The sequence below is a fragment of the Dactylosporangium sp. NPDC048998 genome, from assembly GCF_043197855.1.
In the GTDB taxonomy this organism is placed as follows: domain Bacteria; phylum Actinomycetota; class Actinomycetes; order Mycobacteriales; family Micromonosporaceae; genus Dactylosporangium.
This window is the reverse complement of record NZ_JBICTV010000004.1, coordinates 509,823-525,303: the sequence shown is the minus strand read 5'-3', so window position 1 is coordinate 525,303 and position 15,481 is coordinate 509,823. Positions and strand designations below refer to the sequence as shown.

The window sequence follows — 15,481 nt, the reverse complement described above, 5'->3', positions numbered from 1 at the left end:
CTCAGTGTTCGTTGACCCGGTCGGCGGTCACCCGGCAGACCACCCGGACGTTGTCGGAGTGCTTCTCGACCCAGGGCTTGCCGTCGTACGACCGGCTCAGCTCGTCGATGAGCTCCGGCCCGCCCTCCTCGGTGAGGGTGACGGTGCCGCGCACCTCGACGTAGCGGTACGGGTTGGCCGGGTCGTACACGCAGATCGAGACCCGCGGGTCGCGCTCCATGTTGCGGGTCTTGCGCCGCCCGCGGATCGTCGAGAACACGACGTCACCGGCGTCGTGCTTGCCCCAGATCACGCTGCTCTGCGGGCCGCCGTCCGGGTTGACGGTGCTGAGCACGAGGAAGGCCCGCCGGTCGAGCAGTTCGTGAAGCGTGTCGTTCATCTATCCCTCTTTCACGATCGGGTAGATCAACGCTACGGCCGTGGCGGCCAGGCCCTCACCCCGGCCGGTGAATCCCAGGCCGTCGGTGGTGGTGCCGGACAGCCGTACGATGGCGCCGATCGCGTCGTGCAGCGTCGCCTCGGCCTCGGCGCGGCGCGTGCCGACCTTCGGCTTCACGCCGATCACCTGCACGGACACGTTGCCGATCTCGAAGCCCGCGTCACGCACCCTGCGGGCGGTCTCGCGCAGCAGGGTGACCCCCGCGGCGCCCGCCCACTCGGGCCGGCCCGTGCCGAAGTTCGCCCCGAGATCACCCAGGCCGGCCGCCGACAACAGAGCGTCACAGATCGCGTGCGCAACGACGTCGCCGTCGGAGTGCCCGGCGAGTCCGTCCACCCCCTCCCATTTGAGGCCGGCGACCCAGCACTCCCGGCCGGATTCGAAGGCGTGAACGTCCGTGCCGTTACCGATCAGCATCACGTCGGGAGGGTACGACGATCGGTGTGCGATCGTGAACTTCCGGTTGCCGAACCGATTTCGGACTCGGCATCTCGGCGTTCCGGGCCTAGTCTGGATCGGGTGCGCAGCGACCAGACGACCCCGACGAGCCACAAGCAGTGGTGGCGCACCGGAGCCGCTCTTCGCTTCGGTCTGCTCGCCCTCCTTGTGGCGACCCTGTCCGTGGTGATCATCATCGTGCACCCGAACCGTGCGTCTCTGGTGCACGCGATCGGTCCCAGCCATCCGATGGCCCCGATCATCGCGATCGCGGGCTCGGCCGTGCTCACCACCGCCCTCGCCCCCCGCACCCTGCTGGCCGGCGTCGGCGGGGTGCTGTTCGGCTTCGCGGGCGGCGCGCTGTACATCATGCTCGGCGTCACCCTCGGCGCGCTGATCGCCCACTCGCTAGGGCGGCTGCTCGGCCGCGACTTCATGGCCCGCCACCTCAGCGGCCGGCTGCTCGCGATGGAGCAGGCGGTCGCACAGCGTGGCGTCTTGGCGATCGCGATCTCGCGGATGATCCCGCTCGTACCCTTCGGCATCGCCAACTACGTGTTCGGCACCACGAGCGTGCGGATGCGCGCGTTCCTCACGGGCACGGTGGTGGGGGCGCTGCCGGCGACGCTGGCGTACTCCGCGCTCGGCGCGGCCACCGCGCGGGGCGACGCGCTCGGCATGTCGATCGCGGGCGCGATGATCGTGGCGCTGGGCGTCGGCGGCTCGGTGGGCAGCTTCCTGCTGTGGCGACGCCGCCCGCGCAAGAGCGGAGCTGCGGCCACCGCGGCGGCCTGAGCCTCGGATCAAGACCCCCTGGCGGGCGACCAACAGGCCGCAGCCACCGCGACGGCGGCGGCCTGAGCCCCTGCGACGCACCACAGCCCGCCCGGGCGTGCGATCTGCGTCGATTGCCGTGATCACGGAGAGCCCCGTGGCCGCCGAGCGAATGATCACGGAGCGCCACCAGCCAATTGAACAAGGCTCAGAGCAGCAGCGACGCCACGGCCAGGTCGAACCGCCGGGTGATCTTCATGGCGGCCTCCGCGCCGGGCACGGTATAGACCGCGACCCCGATCCGCTCCGCGAGTCCCGCGTCGTCGGTGTGCTCATCGACGGCCGCCTCGTGGGCCTTCATGAGCACATCCCGCCGGAACCCCTGCGGCGTCTGCACCGCCCGCAGTGACGACCGCTCCACCGTGTCCACCACAATGCCCGAATCGGACACCCGCTTGATGGTGTCGACCACCGGAAGAACGGGTATGACGGCGCCGTGTCCCCCACGAACCGCCTCCGCGACCGACTCCACCAGCTCCGGTGGCGTCAGCGCCCGCGCGGCGTCATGGACCAGCACGATGTCGAACTCGACGGGGACGACGGCCAGCGCCGCCGCCACCGAGGCCTGCCGGGTCGCCCCGCCAGCGACGACGGTGACCGGCGCGACCGGCGCGAGCAGCTCCTCCACGAAGGAGACTGCGTCGGCCGGCGCCGCGACCACGATGCAGCCGACGCTCGGCGCGAGCGCCAATCGGCGCACGGCGTGCACGAGCAGCGGCTCGCCGCCCAGGAGGCGAAGTGCCTTGGGGCCGCCGGGCCCGAGTCGGACCCCCATCCCGGCGGCAGGCACGAGGACCGCAACGTCACCACGCACAGTAGCGTGCGCCGTCACGTCGCGGTCCTCGGTCGAAGGGATAGCCGGGCTGGAATGTCAGGCCTCGGTCAACACCTTGTCGAGCAGCGTCTCCGCCTCGTCCTTGGTGCTCTTCTCGGCGAGCGCCACCTCGCCGACAAGGATGTCCCGAGCCTTGGCGAGCATGCGCTTCTCGCCGGCCGACAGACCACGCTCACGGTCGCGACGCCACAGGTCGCGCACGACCTCAGCGACCTTGAGCGGATTGCCGGAGGCCAGCTTCTCCAGATTCGCTTTGTACCGCCGCGACCAGTTGGTCGGCTCCTCGGTGTGCGGAGCGCGGAGGACGTCGAAGACCTTCGTCAGGCCTTCTTCGCCGACCACCTCCCGCACGCCGACGATCTCGGCGTTCTCGGCGGGCACCCGCACCGTCAGGTCACCCTGAGCGACCCTGAGGACGAGATATAGCTTCTCCTCGCCCTTGATGACGCGAGTCTCGATTGCCTCGATGAGTGCGGCCCCGTGGTGGGGGTAGACAACGGTCTCGCCGACACTGAAAACCATAGGTTCGAAACCCCTTTCGCTGTGTCTAGGGTAACACGGTCACGCGCTGTCGGCCCACCCCAGAGAGCAGCATTCGCGCAGGTCAGAACACATGTGAGTCCTCTTTCTCCCGCTTGACAGATATCGTGGAACCTGCTGTGTAGCGGATCAACAACCCGTAGCACCCACAAATGACCTGGCAGTCGGACATATCCGATTGATTACGGCAAGTGTCTCCCCGGCCACGCTGAACGTCCAGCACGGACACTCTCCGTGACGTGACCGGCGGCGGAGCGTAGATGATACGCACACATCTCGATGGAGTCACCCTCTGGCGCGAGGCGGTCGCGTGAGGGAAAGTTGAGGCAGGTGCGAGGAGAACAGCGATGGGCACGCTGCGCGGCGACAACGGCGGTGGTGAGCGACCACAAGAGGGCGGTGGCCTGCCCGACCTCCCGCCTGAGTGGGGAACGATCATCATTCCCGACGATGCCGGCGCACTCGATCACGAAGGCGCTTCGATCCGTCGGCAATTCCGTCGCGCCGCAATGCGCCGCCGCTGGCGCCGCCGGCTGCACCTGCGGCCCGAGCCCCTCCGCCGGACCACCGATGATTCACCCGGCCTGGCCGTCCCGCTGCTGATCATGTCGATCGCCGTCATCGCGACGCTGGTGAGCCTGTTCGCCGTGGCCTGGCCCGGGCGCGCCCCGAAGACCACGCCCCGCGTCGGCTCGCCCACCACGCCGGCGGTCGCCGTCTCCCTGGCCGGCGTCAGCCTGCAGGACCCCGACGGCGCGCCGGTGGCGCTGAAAGACCTCACCCCCGCGGTGATCCTGCTCGTCGAGGGCTGCACGTGCGAGAAGCTCATCAGCAGTACCACGGAAGCGGTCGCCGGCTCGGCGAGCACGGCGAAGGTCCTCGTCGTGGCGGTCCACGCACCCACCCTGCCGAGCGGGCTCAACGAGAAGGTGACCGTCCGCGCCCTCGCCGACCCCAACAACTCGGTGCGCGCCACGGTGCCCGCCCTGGCCGGCGACCGCACCAGCTCCGCCGTGCTGGTCGACGCCGACGGCCGGGTGATCAGGGCGACCCGCTCGGTCACCTCGCCGGACGAGTTCCGAGCCGACCTGTCAAAGCTGTAACAGCACCCCGTAGAGGGTCAGGCCGGGGCCGAACGCCAGCGCCACCGTCCTGCGTGGTGGCCCACCGGCGCGCCGGCGCAGTGCGTCGATGATCAGCAGTACCGTCGGCGAAGAGCAGTTGCCGTGCGCCGCCAGCGTGTCGCGCGACTCGGCCAGCGCCGACTCCGGCAGCGCGAGCTGATCGCGCACGACGTCAAGGATCCGCGGCCCGCCCGGGTGTACGGCCCACCCGTCCACGTCGGCCAGGCTGAGCCCGCGCGGCGCGAGCAGCCGCCCGACCAGGTCGGCGACGTAGATCGACAGCACGTCGGGCACCTTCGGCGACAGCCCCATGCGAAACCCGAGGTCGGTGACGTCCCAGGTCATGTGGTCCGCGGTCGCCGTGTCGGTGACGGCCGCGATGTCGGCAACGCCGGTGCCGGTAGCGCCCGGGACCAGCACGACCGCGGCCGCGGCATCGGAGAACAGGGCGTGCGCCACGATCTGCTGCGGATCGTCGGTCGGCGGCTGGACGTGCAGGCTGGTCAGCTCCAGGCAGAGCAGCACGGCCGGCCGGCCCCGCGAGACCACGTAGTCCGACGCCGCGCCGAGCCCGGGCAGCGCGGCGTAGCAGCCCATGTGCCCGATGAAGAGCCGCTGCGTGTCGGCCGCCATGCCCAGGTCGCGGGCCAGCAGGATGTCGAGGCCGGGCGTCGCGTACCCGGTGCACGAACACACCACGAAGAGCCCGATCTCGTCCGGCCGCAGGCCCGCGGCGTCCAGGGCGCCGGCGACGGCGTCCTTGCCCAGGGGGAGGGCCTCGGTGAGATACCGGCTCATCCTTCTGGCGGTCGACCAGGACGAGGCGTCCTCGACCAGGGGGTTGACCGCCCCGTGCCGGGTGACCACACCCGAGTTGGCGAAGATCCGCTTCGCCAGCCCCCGGCGGGGCCCGTCGTAGTGCCGCTGGAAGAAACCGTCCCACACCTCGTCCTGGCGCATCAGCCCGGGAAACGTCACGTGCATCCCCGCGATGGCGGCACCTGTCACTGGCTCCCCTTCCTGCCGCGCCCCTGGTAGAGGATCGCGGTCGAGAACGTCGGCACGATCGGCACAGCATTGCGGCGGGTCACCAGCCAGCGAGCCAGCGCGGGCAGAGCCGGGCGGATGCCCCGCACGTCGAGCGGCACCCCGTGGCGGGCGCACTCGGCCCGCAGGCGCCGCGGATCGACGAACAGGGCGGGGTCGTGGATGCCGCGCACGGCGGGCACCACGGCCTCGGCGAGACGCACGGCGATGAGCCGCGACAGCGCCGTGTCGGCGAGAGTGTCGAGCACCAGCCAGCCGCCCGGCCGCAGGATCCGGCACGCCTCGGCAACCACCCGCGGCATGTCTGGCACGTGCTCGAGCAGCTCACCCGCACTCACCACGTCGGCGCTGCCGTCGGCGAACGGCAGGTGCCGCACGTCGGCGAGAACCGGCGTGACGCCGTGCGCAGCCGACTGCTCCAGGCCGGAGACGATCAGATCGACGCCGATATGGGTGTACCCCTTGCCGGCCACATGCGGCGCGAGCAGCCCGCCGCCGCAGCCCAGGTCGACCAGCACCGCACCGTCCCGCTCGGCCGGCGGGATCAGCCGTGCACGGGCACGCGCCAGCCAGTACAGCATCGACAGCGGGCTGCCGGGGCGCCACCACTCGCCGGCCAGGTCGTCGTACTGACCGGGATCGTTACGAGCGCGCCGCCGTGAAGGCATGAGACGAGCCTGACATGGAACCCCTCCGGCGGCCACACTTGCCGAATGTCGGTTGCGATCTCGCTGCTGCGGGCGAGTCATCCGGAGCCCGCGGCCGGCGTCACGGCGGTGGCCGCGCTGCTGTCGATCGGCCTCGAACGACCGGCGCCCGGCGTCGTCGCCGCGGCCGCGACGGTCCTGGCCAGCCAGCTCTCCATCGGGTGGGTGAACGACGCCCTCGACGCGCCCCGCGACGCCGCCACCGGCCGCGCGGACAAGCCGGTCGCGACCGGGAAGGTGTCGCGCCGGCTGGTGTTCGTCCTGGGCGCGCTCGCCGCGGCGGTGTGCGTGCCGCTGGGCTTCCTGTCCGGCCCGCGCGCCGGCCTGGTCTCCGCGCTGGCGCTCGTCTCCGCGCTGCTCTACGACTGGCCGCTGAAGTCGACGCCCGTCTCCGTGCTGCCCTACGCCGTGTCGTTCACGTGCCTGCCCGCGTTCGTGGTGCTCGGGGCGGGCCGGACGCCACCGCTGTGGCTGCTGGCCGCCGGCGGCCTGCTCGGCGCGGGCGCGCACTTCGTCAACGCGCTGCCCGACCTGGACGACGACGCGCGGACCGGGGTCCGTGGCCTGCCACACCTGCTGGGCCGGCGGGGGTCGCTGGCGGCCGCCGCGGTGCTGCTGCTCGCCGCCACCGCGGCGCTCGCGTTCGGGCCGCCGGGCCCGCCGCCGGTGCTGTTCTGGCCGGCCCTCGCGGCCGCGCTCATCGCCCTTTCCTGGGGTTGGTACCGCATGAGCCGCGACCCATCCTCCCGCGCACCCTTCCTGTCCGTCATTGCGGTGGCGCTGATCGATGTGGTGTTTCTGCTGATCAGCGGCCTCAACCTGGCGTAGGTCACCAAGCTCAAGGGTGGTCGTAATCGACCGATCAACGGCATCTAGGCTGTAGTGCGGCCACCCCTTGATTTGGAGGAACCAAGGTGACGCGTTCGACTCCGGCCACTCCGCTGGCCCGCCGCACCCTGCTGCGCGCCGGGCTGCTGGCAACGGCCGCGCTCGGCGCCGGCCTGCTCTCCGCCTGCGGTGCGGGCCAGATCACGCAGACCAACAACCAGGTCCCCGCCGTGCCGGGCATCAACGTGAACAGCGCCGACGGGCAGGTCGCGCTGCGCGACGGCGTCGTGGCCTACGCCGACGAGTACAAGACCGGCTCGACCGTCCCGATCAGCGTCCGGCTGTTCAACAACAGCACGCAGGCGGTCAAGCTGACCGGCGTCACGAGCGACAGCGGAAAGTTCGTCCTGGTCGGCGGCGCCAAGCCGGCAGCGGCCGCGGCCGCCCCGGCGCCCTCGTCCGCCTCGCCGTCCGGCTCGAAGAAGCCGTCGGGCAACGCCTCGGCGTCGGCGGACGAAACGCCGGCCGCCGACAGGCCGGTGGCGGCCCCGGCGCCGACCTCGGCCGGCTCGTCGAACATCTCCGTCGCGATCCCGGTCAACGGCGTCGTGGTGCTCAGCCCCTCGACCAACACCTACCTCGCCGTCGACAAGCTCACCGGCCAGCCGCTGCGGGCCGGCGGCGCGCTGAAGAACGTGGTGTTCACCTTCACCTACGCCGACGGCAAGACCACCACGATCACCCTGCCCAACCTGCCGATGACCCCGCCGCTCACCCCGCTGCCGAAGCCCAGCGCCGTGGTGCACAACGAGGGCGAGTGACCGTTTTTGTCGTACCCCTCGACTAGGTTCGGGGTGTGACGAAGACCAAGGGCGCCATCTATCAGTGCGACGTCTGCGGGCATCGGCCGCCGAAGTGGATGGGCCGGTGCCCGGAGTGCGGTGAGTGGGGCGCGATCCTCGAGCTCGCCGGCGGCGCCGCCGTCACCGGCCCGGCGGCCCTGCGTGCCGTGCCGTCCCGCGCCCCGCTCGAGCCGGCCCGCCCGATCGCCGAGATCAGCGCCGCGCCCGCCAAGGCGCGCCCGACCGGCGTCGGCGAGTTCGACCGGGTCCTCGGCGGCGGCATCGTCCCCGGCGGCGTGGTCCTGCTCGCCGGGGAGCCCGGCGTCGGCAAGTCCACCCTGCTGCTCGACGTGGCCCAGCAGTGGGCGATGCAGGGCGACAGCCCGTCCCTGGTGATCAGCGGCGAGGAGTCGACGAGCCAGGTCCGGCTGCGCGCCGAGCGCATCGGCGCCCTGCACGAGCGGCTCTATCTCGCCTCCGAGACCGACCTCTCCGCGGTCCTGGGCCACCTCGACGCGGTCAAGCCCGGCCTGCTGATCCTCGACTCGGTGCAGACCGTCTCCGCGCCCGGCGTCGACGGCGTGGCCGGCGGCGTCACGCAGGTCCGCGCGGTCACCGCCGCCCTGGTCGCCATCGCCAAGGAGCGCGGCCTGGCCACCGTCCTCGTGGGCCACGTCACCAAGGACGGCAACGTCGCCGGCCCGCGCGTGCTGGAGCACCTCGTCGACGTGGTCCTCAACTTCGAGGGCGACAAGCACTCCTCGCTGCGGATGGTGCGCGGCCTGAAGAACCGTTTCGGCGCCGCCGACGAGGTCGGCTGCTTCGAGATGCACGAGGGCGGCATCACCAGCCTGCCCGACCCGAGCGGCCTGTTCCTCACCCGCTACGCCGACGCCGTCTCCGGCACATGCGTCTGCGTGGCCATGGAGGGCCGGCGGGCGCTCGTCACCGAGGTGCAGACCCTCATCGGCGCCCAGATGCCGGGCTCGCCGCGGCGCACCGTGAGCGGCCTCGACTCGGCGCGGCTCGCGATGGTGCTCGCGGTGCTGCAGCGGCGGGCCGGGATCCAGCTGCACGACCGGGAGGTCTACGCGGCGACCGTCGGCGGGCTGCGGGTCACGGAGCCGGCCGCGGACCTCGCGCTGGCGCTGGCGGCGGCCTCGGCGGCGCACGAGCTGCCGATGCCGCCGGATCTCGTGGCGCTCGGGGAGGTCGGCCTGACCGGGGAGGTGCGGCGCGTGGGGGCCGTGCCGCGGCGGCTGGCGGAGGCGGCCCGGCTGGGGTTCCGGTTCGCGCTGGTGCCGCCGGGGTGCGGGCCGGCGGCCACCGGCGTGACTCCCCCGGGAATGCGGGTGCTGGAGGTCAACGACGTGCGGACGGCGTTGCACTATGCGGTGAAAGCCACGGCTGAGGAGGTCTAGAACCGAGGCCGGGGAGGCAGCCCCCTTGGAAACGTCGCTGTCCCGCGCGGGGCGCTCCGGGGAAACCACGGGCGCAGGGTGCGGCGGTGAAAGCAGACGACCCTAGACGTAGCGCTCCAGGATCGACGCCTCGGCCAGTCTCGACAGGCCCTCTCTGACGCCTCTTGCCCTGGCGTCGCCCACGCCGTCGACGGCCTGGAGGTCCTCCACCGTGGCGCCCAGCAGGCGTTGCAGGCTGCCGAAGTGCTCCACCAGGCGGTCCACCACCAGGGTCGGGAGCCTCGGGACCTTGGCCAGCAGGCGGAAGCCCCGCGGGGAGACACCGGCGTCCAGGGCGTCGCTCGCGCCCGGGTAGCCCAGCGACTTCGCCACAGCCACCAGGTCGATCAGCTCTGTGGCCGAGAGGGCGTCGAGTTCTTCCAGGGCGTCGTCCGACGAGCGGGTGCGGCGGCCCGTGGGCAGATAGTCGCGGATGACCAGGGTGCGGTCGGCCTCGACGCCGGCCATCAGCTCCTCGAGCTGCAGGGCCAGCAGGCGGCCGTCGGTGCCGAGTTCTACCACGTAACCGGCGATCTCGTCGGCGATGCGGCGCACCATCTCCAGGCGCTGGACCACGGCCACGGCGTCACGGACCGTCACCAGGTCCTCGATCTCCAGCGCCGACAGGGTGCCGCTGACCTCGTCCAGGCGCAGCTTGTAGCGCTCCAGCGTGGCCAGGGCCTGGTTGGCCTTGGACAGGATGGCGGCCGAGTCGTCCAGGACGTGGCGCTGGCCGTTGACGTACAGGCCGATGATCCGCATCGACTGGCTGACCGAGATCACCGGGTAGCCGGTCTGCTTCGCGACGCGCTCGGCGGTGCGGTGACGGGTGCCGGACTCCTCGGACGGGATCGTCGGATCGGGCATGAGGTGGACCGCCGCGCGGACGATTCTGGTGCCGTCGCTCGACAGGACGACCGCGCCGTCCATCTTGCACAGCTCGCGCAGGCGCGTCGCGGAGAACTCGACGTCGAGGGGGAAGCCGCCGGTGCAGATCTGCTCGACGACGCGGTCGTGGCCGAGCACGATGAGGGCGCCGGTCCGGCCACGCAGGATGCGCTCCAGGCCGTCGCGCAGCACGGTGCCCGGGGCCATCAGGGCCAGGGTGGCGCGCATGGGGTCGGCACCGGGCAGGGCGGCGGCCCAGCCCCCGATGAGGCCGGTGTTGGCGCCGCCCCTGCCGGGCTCGCGGTCAATCGGCACCTGCACAGTCTACGGATGGTCGGACATCCTGCGCTGGTGCGGTATCGACCCAGCCCGTAGGACGGCCGGCCTCGCCACGGCGGGCGGGGTGTCGCTCGCGCTCGCGGTGGCGCGCCGGCCCAGGGTCGGCGCCAACCACTTCGCGCTGACGGTCCGCCCCGGCTGGGTGCGCACGCTGGTGCTGCCGTGGTCGCGGGTCGGCGAGGTGGCCGCGATCGAGGTCGGCGGCGAGCGCTACCTCGCGATCCGCCTGCACGAGGGGCTCGACCGCACCGGCACCGACCCGGCGTGGGTCGACCGGACGGTGCTGCGGGAGATGGCGAAACTGAGCGAGCGCGCCGCGCGCGGCGTGAGCCTCGCCGTGCGCCTGCGGGACTTCAACGGCAGCCCCGACGGCCACCTCGCCGCCTTGGCCGCGTTCGCACCCGACCAGGTCCTGATCGCCAACAACCTCGGGAAACGCCAGCCCGACGCGCCCTAGGTGAGTTGCACCTGGACCGGCTCGCTGAACTTGGTGTCGAGGCGGCCCACGAGCTGGTACTTGCCGGCCGGCGGCGTCTCCCGGTTGGCGCAGCCGTTGTTCGTGGCCTTGCCGTTCCAGACGTTGTCGTACGACATCTCGATGTTCGGCTTCAGCACCGCCATGTGGCTGCCGTGCGGGGCGTTGCAGGCGTCGGAGGACCATATCTTGGCGGCGCCTACCTGGAGGTACAACTCTTGGGAATCGGCGCCGACGTCCCTGACGCAGTCGTGCGTCGTGATGTTCTTGATCTTCAGCGTGAACTTCAGGTAGGCGCCGCGGAACTGCACCGCCTGCTCGGGCGTGGCGACGAGCGACAGGTCGGCGTCGGCGCACGCGGGCACGGTCCCGGTGGGCGCCGGCGCGGACGAGGAGCCCGCGACCGCCGGGGCCGAGGACGCCGGCGGCTCGCCGGTCGTCGGCACCTGGATGGTGATCGTCGGCTCGGCCGCGTCGGACGTCGGCGTCCCGCCCGACGCCGCCAACGAGTTGTTGTTGGGATCGCTGCCGCCGCAGGACGTCCACAGCATGAGCGAGGCGACGACGAGCACCCCGCCGACGATCGCTCGACGCCGCCAGTAGACACCGGCAGGCAGCGGGCCAACGGTCAGCTTCATGATGCCACTCACCGTATCGGGGGAACGGCCCGTGATCGTGGCGGCACGCCGTGAGGAACGCTCAGAGATAGACCTTGCGGGCGTACACGGCGTGCGCCCCGGCGACGCGATCGAGGAACAGTAACCCTGCGCAATGGTCGATCTCGTGCTGCAGCGCCCGGGCCTCGAACGCGTCGGTGACGATCTCGATCTCCTCGGTACCGCCGGGCTCGTACCCCGCCACCACGAGCCGGTTGGCCCGTTTCACGTCGCCGGTGAGGTCGGGCACCGACATGCAGCCCTCGCGCCCCTTCTGCCACTGCGAGGCCTCCACGATCCGCGCGTTGCACAGCACGAACGCGCCGTGCACCGTGCGCGCCTTCGGGTGGCCGGTGACGTTCACGGCGAAGACCTGCGCGCCCACGCCGACCTGCGGCGCGGCCAGACCGACGCAGCCCGGCGACACGCGCATGGTCGCCACCAGGTCCTCGGCGAGCTGCAGAATCTCCGGCGCGGTCGGGTCGACCGGCTCGCCGGGGTTGCCCAGGACGGCGGCGGGCGCCCGCAACACCGGCAGGACGACCCCTGTCACAGCAGATCCGCGTCGGCCGGGCGCAACGTCACCTCGACGCCGAGGCGCTGCGCGGCGGCGCCCAGGGCGACCTCCAGCGCGGCCGGATCGGCGACGTCGACCTCGGCGACGACCACGTACAGGTGGCCGGACAGCCGCGTGGTCAGGTCGGTGATGTTGCCGCCGGCCTCGGCGACGGTGCGGGCGAGCGTGGCCACGATGCCGAGCTGGTCCGCGCCGTGGAGCGTGATCACATGGTGGCTGCCGGTTGGCTCGTGCACCGGCTCCTCCATGACCCCACGCACCGTCACCAGCAGCGTGCGGTCCGCGGTCAGCGGCTCCAGCGACGCCTCGATCTCCCCGGCGGCCGGCGGGCCGGAGCACACCAGCGTCATCGCGAAGTGGCCGCGCAGCCTGGTCATGGTCGAGTCGGTGAGGTTGAGGCCCAGGCGGGCGAGGATCTCGGCGACGTCGGCGATAATGCCGGGCCGGTCGTGGCCGATGACCGTGACGGCGTACTCGTTCACCGCTTTATCCTTGCGTATCGCCATCAACCAGAACACGCAGACCGCCATCGCGTCCACCGTGACGCGGTGGTACGACGAAAATGCCCGCGACCTCGCCTGGCGCCGGCCCGGCGCCTCCCCGTGGGGCGTGCTCGTCTCGGAGGTCATGCTCCAGCAGACCCAGGTGTCGCGGGTCGAGCCGGCGTGGCAGCGGTGGATGGAGCGCTGGCCGACGCCGGCGCACCTGGCCGCCGACCCGCCCGGCGAGGCGATCCGCGCCTGGGACCGGCTCGGCTACCCGCGCCGCGCCCTGCGCCTGCACGCGTGCGCCACGGCGATCGTCGAGCGACACAACGGCGAGGTCCCGCAGGACGTGGAGGCGCTGCTCGCACTGCCCGGCATCGGCACGTACACGGCCCGCGCCGTCGCCGCGTTCGCGTTCCGCCGCCGCCACCCCGTCGTGGACACCAACGTGCGCCGGGTCGTCGCGCGCGCCGTCGCCGGGGTTGCCGACGGCGGCGCCGCCACGACCCCGGCCGACCTGCGCGCCGTCGAGGCCCTGCTGCCGGAGGACGACGAGGCGGCGGCCCGCGCCTCGGTGGCCTTCATGGAGCTCGGCGCCGTTGTCTGCACGGCCCGGGCGCCCCGGTGCGACGAGTGCCCCCTGACCGCGGTCTGCGCGTGGCGCCTGGCCGGGACGCCGCCGCCGGACGGCCCCGCTCGGCGATCGCAGCGGTACCACGGGACGGACCGATACGTCCGCGGCCTGCTCATGGCCGTGCTGCGGGCCAGCGACGACCCAGTCCCGGCGCCGAGCCTCGACGCCGTCTGGCCAGACGCGGAGCAGCGCCGCCGGGCGCTCGACGGCCTGCTCGCCGACGGCCTGGTGAAGCGCCGTAAGGAGACGTTCACCCTGCCTGGGTAGGTTGTCGCCCGGGCGGGTGGTCTTATTCACCGGGACGGATACCCTAATCGGGTACTCAAATCATGGCTCGTTCTCGCTACGCTCACTTTCGTGCATGTATCCGCCAGAGCGCGCCGGATCACGGCGATGATCGGCGCGTGCGTCGCGCTGGCCGTCGTGGTCGCCGCCTGCGACGACAAAGCCTCCGGCCGGGGACAGTCGAACGGCGCCGCCCCGGCGGTCTCGGCCTCGGCCCACGGCGCGGTCACCCCGTCCACCGACGGCGCCAACCCCGACGACTCCGGCGACCCCGGATCGCCACAGCCGTCCGGCGCCGGCTCCTCGGCGGGCAAGCCCACGCCGTCGAAGTCCAGCACCTCCGCGCCGCCGCCCGGCAACACCTACGCGGGCCGCCTGCCCAAGTTCGGCCAGCCGCCGGTGCCGCACCGGATCAACCTCCCCGAGGGCGCCAGCGACCCGTACTACGCCCGCATCCCGACCGACCAGCCGGTGGCGTTCCTCACCATCGACGACGGCTGGATCAAGCGCCCCGAGGCCCTGGAGCTGCTGCGCGAGTCCGGCGTGAAGGTGACGCTGTTCCTCACCATCAACGCCATCAAGGACAATCCGGGATACTTCAAGCAGCTGCGCGACGCCGGCGCCGACATCGAGGCCCACACGCTCACGCACCCCAACCTCAAGGGCAAGTCGTACGACTTCCAGAAGCGCGAGATCTGCGGCTCGGCGGACCAGCTCGGCACCCTCTACGGCAAGCGCCCGACCCTGTTCCGCCCGCCCTTCGGCGACAAGGACGCGACCACGCTGAAGGTCGCGCACGACTGCGGCCTGCGGGCGGGCTTCTTCTGGAAGGAGACCGTCGACAAGGGCATCGTGCGCTACCAGGAGGGTCACGCCATCCAGAAGGGCGACATCATCCTGATGCACTTCCGCGACCGCTTCGTCGACGACTTCATCGCCGCGCTCCAAGCGATCTCCGCCGCCGGCCTGACCCCGGCCCTGCTGGCCGACTACATGCCAGCCGCGTAACGCCGCTCTGCCCGCGTGCTTGCTTGCACCCGGCGTGGATGGCCGCTACATGGCGGCCGCGTAGGCCGCGCGCAGTGTCGCGACCTCGGTCACCGGCATCCGCAGCTCGCGCGCGATCGCGGCCCGCCACCCGTCGGGCACCGCGAACCACCCCGGCCGGCGCGCCAGCCCCTGCACGAACGGCGGCACCGCCCCCAGGTCCTCGGCGATGTCGAGCCGTACGGCGAGCCGCGCGTCCACGGCGGGCAGCCGCGCGAGCCGTCGCACGACCTCCCGGTCGTCGCCGTCCAGCCCCGCGAGCACGGCCGGCACGAGATACTCCGCGAGTCCCTGCTCGACCCGGGCGAGTGTCCGCAGCCGCTGCCGCCGCTCCGCGTCCGGCTGCTGCGCCAGCCACACCCCCGCCAGCGCGACGAGCCCGGGCCACCCGTTGGTCAGCAGGTGCAGGTCGGGCGCGAGCGCATCGGCCGCCTCGGCGTCCCCGAACGCCCCCGCCAGCACCTGGTACGTCTCGTCCTCCGCAAACACCAGCTCCCGCGCCGAGATCCGCTCGACCCCGGCGATCCCCGGCTCGTCGTCGGCCGCCACGACGACCCCGCGCCGCCTGGCCAACCACTCGAGCCCGGACCCGTCCGCCACGGTGACCCCGTCGATGGCGAGCACCCCGCCCGTTTCCCACTCGCCCGGGCTCTCCTCGGCGAGCTCCCATTCGCCGTGGTTCCAGCCGGCGAGATCGACCATCGCCCCGCCCCGGGCGGCCACCCAGGCGTCCAGCAGGGTGCTCTTCCCGGCGCCCGCCCCGCCCACGACGACGACCATGCCGTCCGCGGCGTCGAGCCGTCCCATCAGCGCGGGCCGCAGAATCGGCCGCGCGCCGGACCGCCGCCCGAATCGTCCGGACCCGAACGAAGGGCGCCCCTTACTCACGCGGGCAACATACCCGCCGCTCACCCCGCAAACGCACGCCGCGTCCCCCTCAACCCCTCCCGCGCCGCATCGCGACTCGCCGCCTCGCACGAAAGAAGCAGCAACCGCGGTGG

19 protein-coding genes are annotated in these 15,481 nt (G+C 72.3%); 8 read left to right on the top strand and 11 right to left on the bottom strand.

The genetic code is table 11. The annotated features are described in order from the left end of the window. Position 1: 1 nt before the first annotated feature. Positions 2-379, bottom strand: a complete 378-nt coding sequence (locus ACGFI8_RS13190) for a PPOX class F420-dependent oxidoreductase (RefSeq protein ID WP_392803835.1) — start codon at positions 377-379, stop codon at positions 2-4. Continuing rightward, entirely contained in the window at positions 380-856 is a 477-nt protein-coding gene (gene ispF / locus ACGFI8_RS13185; RefSeq protein WP_392804099.1) for a 2-C-methyl-D-erythritol 2,4-cyclodiphosphate synthase, read from the bottom strand. Positions 857-958: 102 nt separating this feature from the next. On the opposite strand from ispF, the gene ACGFI8_RS13180 reads away from it, so the two are divergent. Continuing rightward, the gene (locus tag ACGFI8_RS13180) at positions 959-1,672 is read left to right on the top strand and encodes a TVP38/TMEM64 family protein (RefSeq protein WP_392803833.1); all 714 of its coding nucleotides are present in this window, start codon (positions 959-961) and stop codon (positions 1,670-1,672) included. A 187-nt stretch (positions 1,673-1,859) separates the two neighbouring features. On the opposite strand, the gene ispD is transcribed toward ACGFI8_RS13180, so the two are convergent. Then, the gene (gene ispD, locus ACGFI8_RS13175) at positions 1,860-2,543 is read right to left on the bottom strand and encodes a 2-C-methyl-D-erythritol 4-phosphate cytidylyltransferase (RefSeq protein ID WP_392803831.1); all 684 of its coding nucleotides are present in this window, start codon (positions 2,541-2,543) and stop codon (positions 1,860-1,862) included. Between the two features lie 39 nt (positions 2,544-2,582). Then, the gene (locus tag ACGFI8_RS13170; RefSeq protein ID WP_392803830.1) at positions 2,583-3,068 is read right to left on the bottom strand and encodes a CarD family transcriptional regulator; all 486 of its coding nucleotides are present in this window, start codon (positions 3,066-3,068) and stop codon (positions 2,583-2,585) included. A gap of 365 nt (positions 3,069-3,433) precedes the next feature. Between ACGFI8_RS13170 and ACGFI8_RS13165 the strand changes: the two genes are divergently transcribed. Continuing rightward, positions 3,434-4,189, top strand: coding sequence for a TlpA family protein disulfide reductase (locus ACGFI8_RS13165; protein ID WP_392803828.1), 756 nt, complete (start codon positions 3,434-3,436; stop codon positions 4,187-4,189). Here the strand turns inward: ACGFI8_RS13165 and ACGFI8_RS13160 are convergent. Together ACGFI8_RS13160 and ACGFI8_RS13155 are read right to left on the bottom strand one after the other, a co-directional pair. Further along, complete coding sequence (locus ACGFI8_RS13160) at positions 4,178-5,194, bottom strand: type III polyketide synthase (RefSeq protein ID WP_392804097.1); 1,017 nt, start codon at positions 5,192-5,194, stop codon at positions 4,178-4,180. The genes ACGFI8_RS13165 and ACGFI8_RS13160 overlap by 12 nt on opposite strands. A 20-nt stretch (positions 5,195-5,214) precedes the next feature. After that, positions 5,215-5,925 (bottom strand): methyltransferase domain-containing protein, encoded by a 711-nt coding sequence (locus ACGFI8_RS13155; RefSeq protein WP_392803826.1) that lies wholly within the window; start codon positions 5,923-5,925, stop codon positions 5,215-5,217. A 45-nt stretch (positions 5,926-5,970) separates the two neighbouring features. On the opposite strand from ACGFI8_RS13155, the gene ACGFI8_RS13150 reads away from it, so the two are divergent. The 3 genes from ACGFI8_RS13150 (at position 5,971) to radA (ending at position 9,055) form a co-directional block, all read left to right on the top strand. Further along, complete coding sequence (locus ACGFI8_RS13150) at positions 5,971-6,792, top strand: UbiA family prenyltransferase (RefSeq protein WP_392803824.1); 822 nt, start codon at positions 5,971-5,973, stop codon at positions 6,790-6,792. Positions 6,793-6,878: 86 nt separating this feature from the next. Continuing rightward, on the top strand, positions 6,879-7,613 hold the full coding sequence (locus ACGFI8_RS13145; RefSeq protein WP_392803822.1) for a hypothetical protein: 735 nt from the start codon (positions 6,879-6,881) through the stop codon (positions 7,611-7,613). 35 nt (positions 7,614-7,648) lie between these two features. Further along, positions 7,649-9,055: a DNA repair protein RadA gene (gene radA / locus ACGFI8_RS13140; RefSeq protein WP_392803820.1), complete on the top strand. Its 1,407-nt coding sequence runs from the start codon at positions 7,649-7,651 to the stop codon at positions 9,053-9,055. 102 nt (positions 9,056-9,157) lie between these two features. Here the strand turns inward: radA and disA are convergent, their stop codons facing one another. Further along, complete coding sequence (gene disA, locus ACGFI8_RS13135; protein WP_392803818.1) at positions 9,158-10,297, bottom strand: DNA integrity scanning diadenylate cyclase DisA; 1,140 nt, start codon at positions 10,295-10,297, stop codon at positions 9,158-9,160. An 88-nt stretch (positions 10,298-10,385) separates the two neighbouring features. Here disA and ACGFI8_RS13130 point away from each other — a divergent pair, with 88 nt between their 5' ends. Next, the gene (locus ACGFI8_RS13130; protein WP_392803816.1) at positions 10,386-10,778 is read left to right on the top strand and encodes a hypothetical protein; all 393 of its coding nucleotides are present in this window, start codon (positions 10,386-10,388) and stop codon (positions 10,776-10,778) included. Here ACGFI8_RS13130 and ACGFI8_RS13125 read toward each other — a convergent pair. From ACGFI8_RS13125 to ACGFI8_RS13115, 3 genes are all read right to left on the bottom strand, one after another. Continuing rightward, complete coding sequence (locus ACGFI8_RS13125) at positions 10,775-11,434, bottom strand: hypothetical protein (RefSeq protein WP_392803815.1); 660 nt, start codon at positions 11,432-11,434, stop codon at positions 10,775-10,777. The genes ACGFI8_RS13130 and ACGFI8_RS13125 overlap by 4 nt on opposite strands. A 61-nt stretch (positions 11,435-11,495) precedes the next feature. After that, entirely contained in the window at positions 11,496-12,005 is a 510-nt protein-coding gene (locus tag ACGFI8_RS13120; RefSeq protein WP_392803813.1) for a peptide deformylase, read from the bottom strand. Further along, positions 12,002-12,511 (bottom strand): glycine cleavage system protein R, encoded by a 510-nt coding sequence (locus ACGFI8_RS13115; protein ID WP_392803811.1) that lies wholly within the window; start codon positions 12,509-12,511, stop codon positions 12,002-12,004. The genes ACGFI8_RS13120 and ACGFI8_RS13115 overlap by 4 nt, the downstream gene beginning before the upstream one ends. A 16-nt stretch (positions 12,512-12,527) precedes the next feature. Between ACGFI8_RS13115 and ACGFI8_RS13110 the strand changes: the two genes are divergently transcribed. Beyond that, a complete protein-coding gene (locus tag ACGFI8_RS13110; RefSeq protein ID WP_392804096.1) occupies positions 12,528-13,415 on the top strand; it encodes an A/G-specific adenine glycosylase in 888 nt (295 codons plus the stop codon). Positions 13,416-13,505: 90 nt separating this feature from the next. Further along, positions 13,506-14,441 (top strand): polysaccharide deacetylase family protein, encoded by a 936-nt coding sequence (locus ACGFI8_RS13105; RefSeq protein WP_392803809.1) that lies wholly within the window; start codon positions 13,506-13,508, stop codon positions 14,439-14,441. 45 nt (positions 14,442-14,486) lie between these two features. Here the strand turns inward: ACGFI8_RS13105 and ACGFI8_RS13100 are convergent, their stop codons facing one another. Further along, positions 14,487-15,287, bottom strand: coding sequence for a hypothetical protein (locus ACGFI8_RS13100; RefSeq protein WP_392803807.1), 801 nt, complete (start codon positions 15,285-15,287; stop codon positions 14,487-14,489). Positions 15,288-15,481: the final 194 nt, after the last annotated feature.

Excerpts from the sequence above, each read along its gene's own strand:
- ACGFI8_RS13100 (WP_392803807.1), bottom strand. The coding sequence starts at position 15,287 with ATGGGACGGCTCGACGCCGCGGACGGCATGGTCGTCGTCGTGGGCGGG.
- ACGFI8_RS13160 (WP_392804097.1), bottom strand. The coding sequence starts at position 5,194 with ATGCACGTGACGTTTCCCGGGCTGATGCGCCAGGACGAGGTGTGGGAC.
- ACGFI8_RS13190 (WP_392803835.1), bottom strand. The coding sequence starts at position 379 with ATGAACGACACGCTTCACGAACTGCTCGACCGGCGGGCCTTCCTCGTG.
- ACGFI8_RS13170 (WP_392803830.1), bottom strand. The coding sequence starts at position 3,068 with ATGGTTTTCAGTGTCGGCGAGACCGTTGTCTACCCCCACCACGGGGCC.
- ACGFI8_RS13150 (WP_392803824.1), top strand. The coding sequence starts at position 5,971 with ATGTCGGTTGCGATCTCGCTGCTGCGGGCGAGTCATCCGGAGCCCGCG.
- ACGFI8_RS13125 (WP_392803815.1), bottom strand. The coding sequence starts at position 11,434 with ATGAAGCTGACCGTTGGCCCGCTGCCTGCCGGTGTCTACTGGCGGCGT.
- ACGFI8_RS13155 (WP_392803826.1), bottom strand. The coding sequence starts at position 5,925 with ATGCCTTCACGGCGGCGCGCTCGTAACGATCCCGGTCAGTACGACGAC.
- ACGFI8_RS13165 (WP_392803828.1), top strand. The coding sequence starts at position 3,434 with ATGGGCACGCTGCGCGGCGACAACGGCGGTGGTGAGCGACCACAAGAG.
- ispF (WP_392804099.1), bottom strand. The coding sequence starts at position 856 with ATGCTGATCGGTAACGGCACGGACGTTCACGCCTTCGAATCCGGCCGG.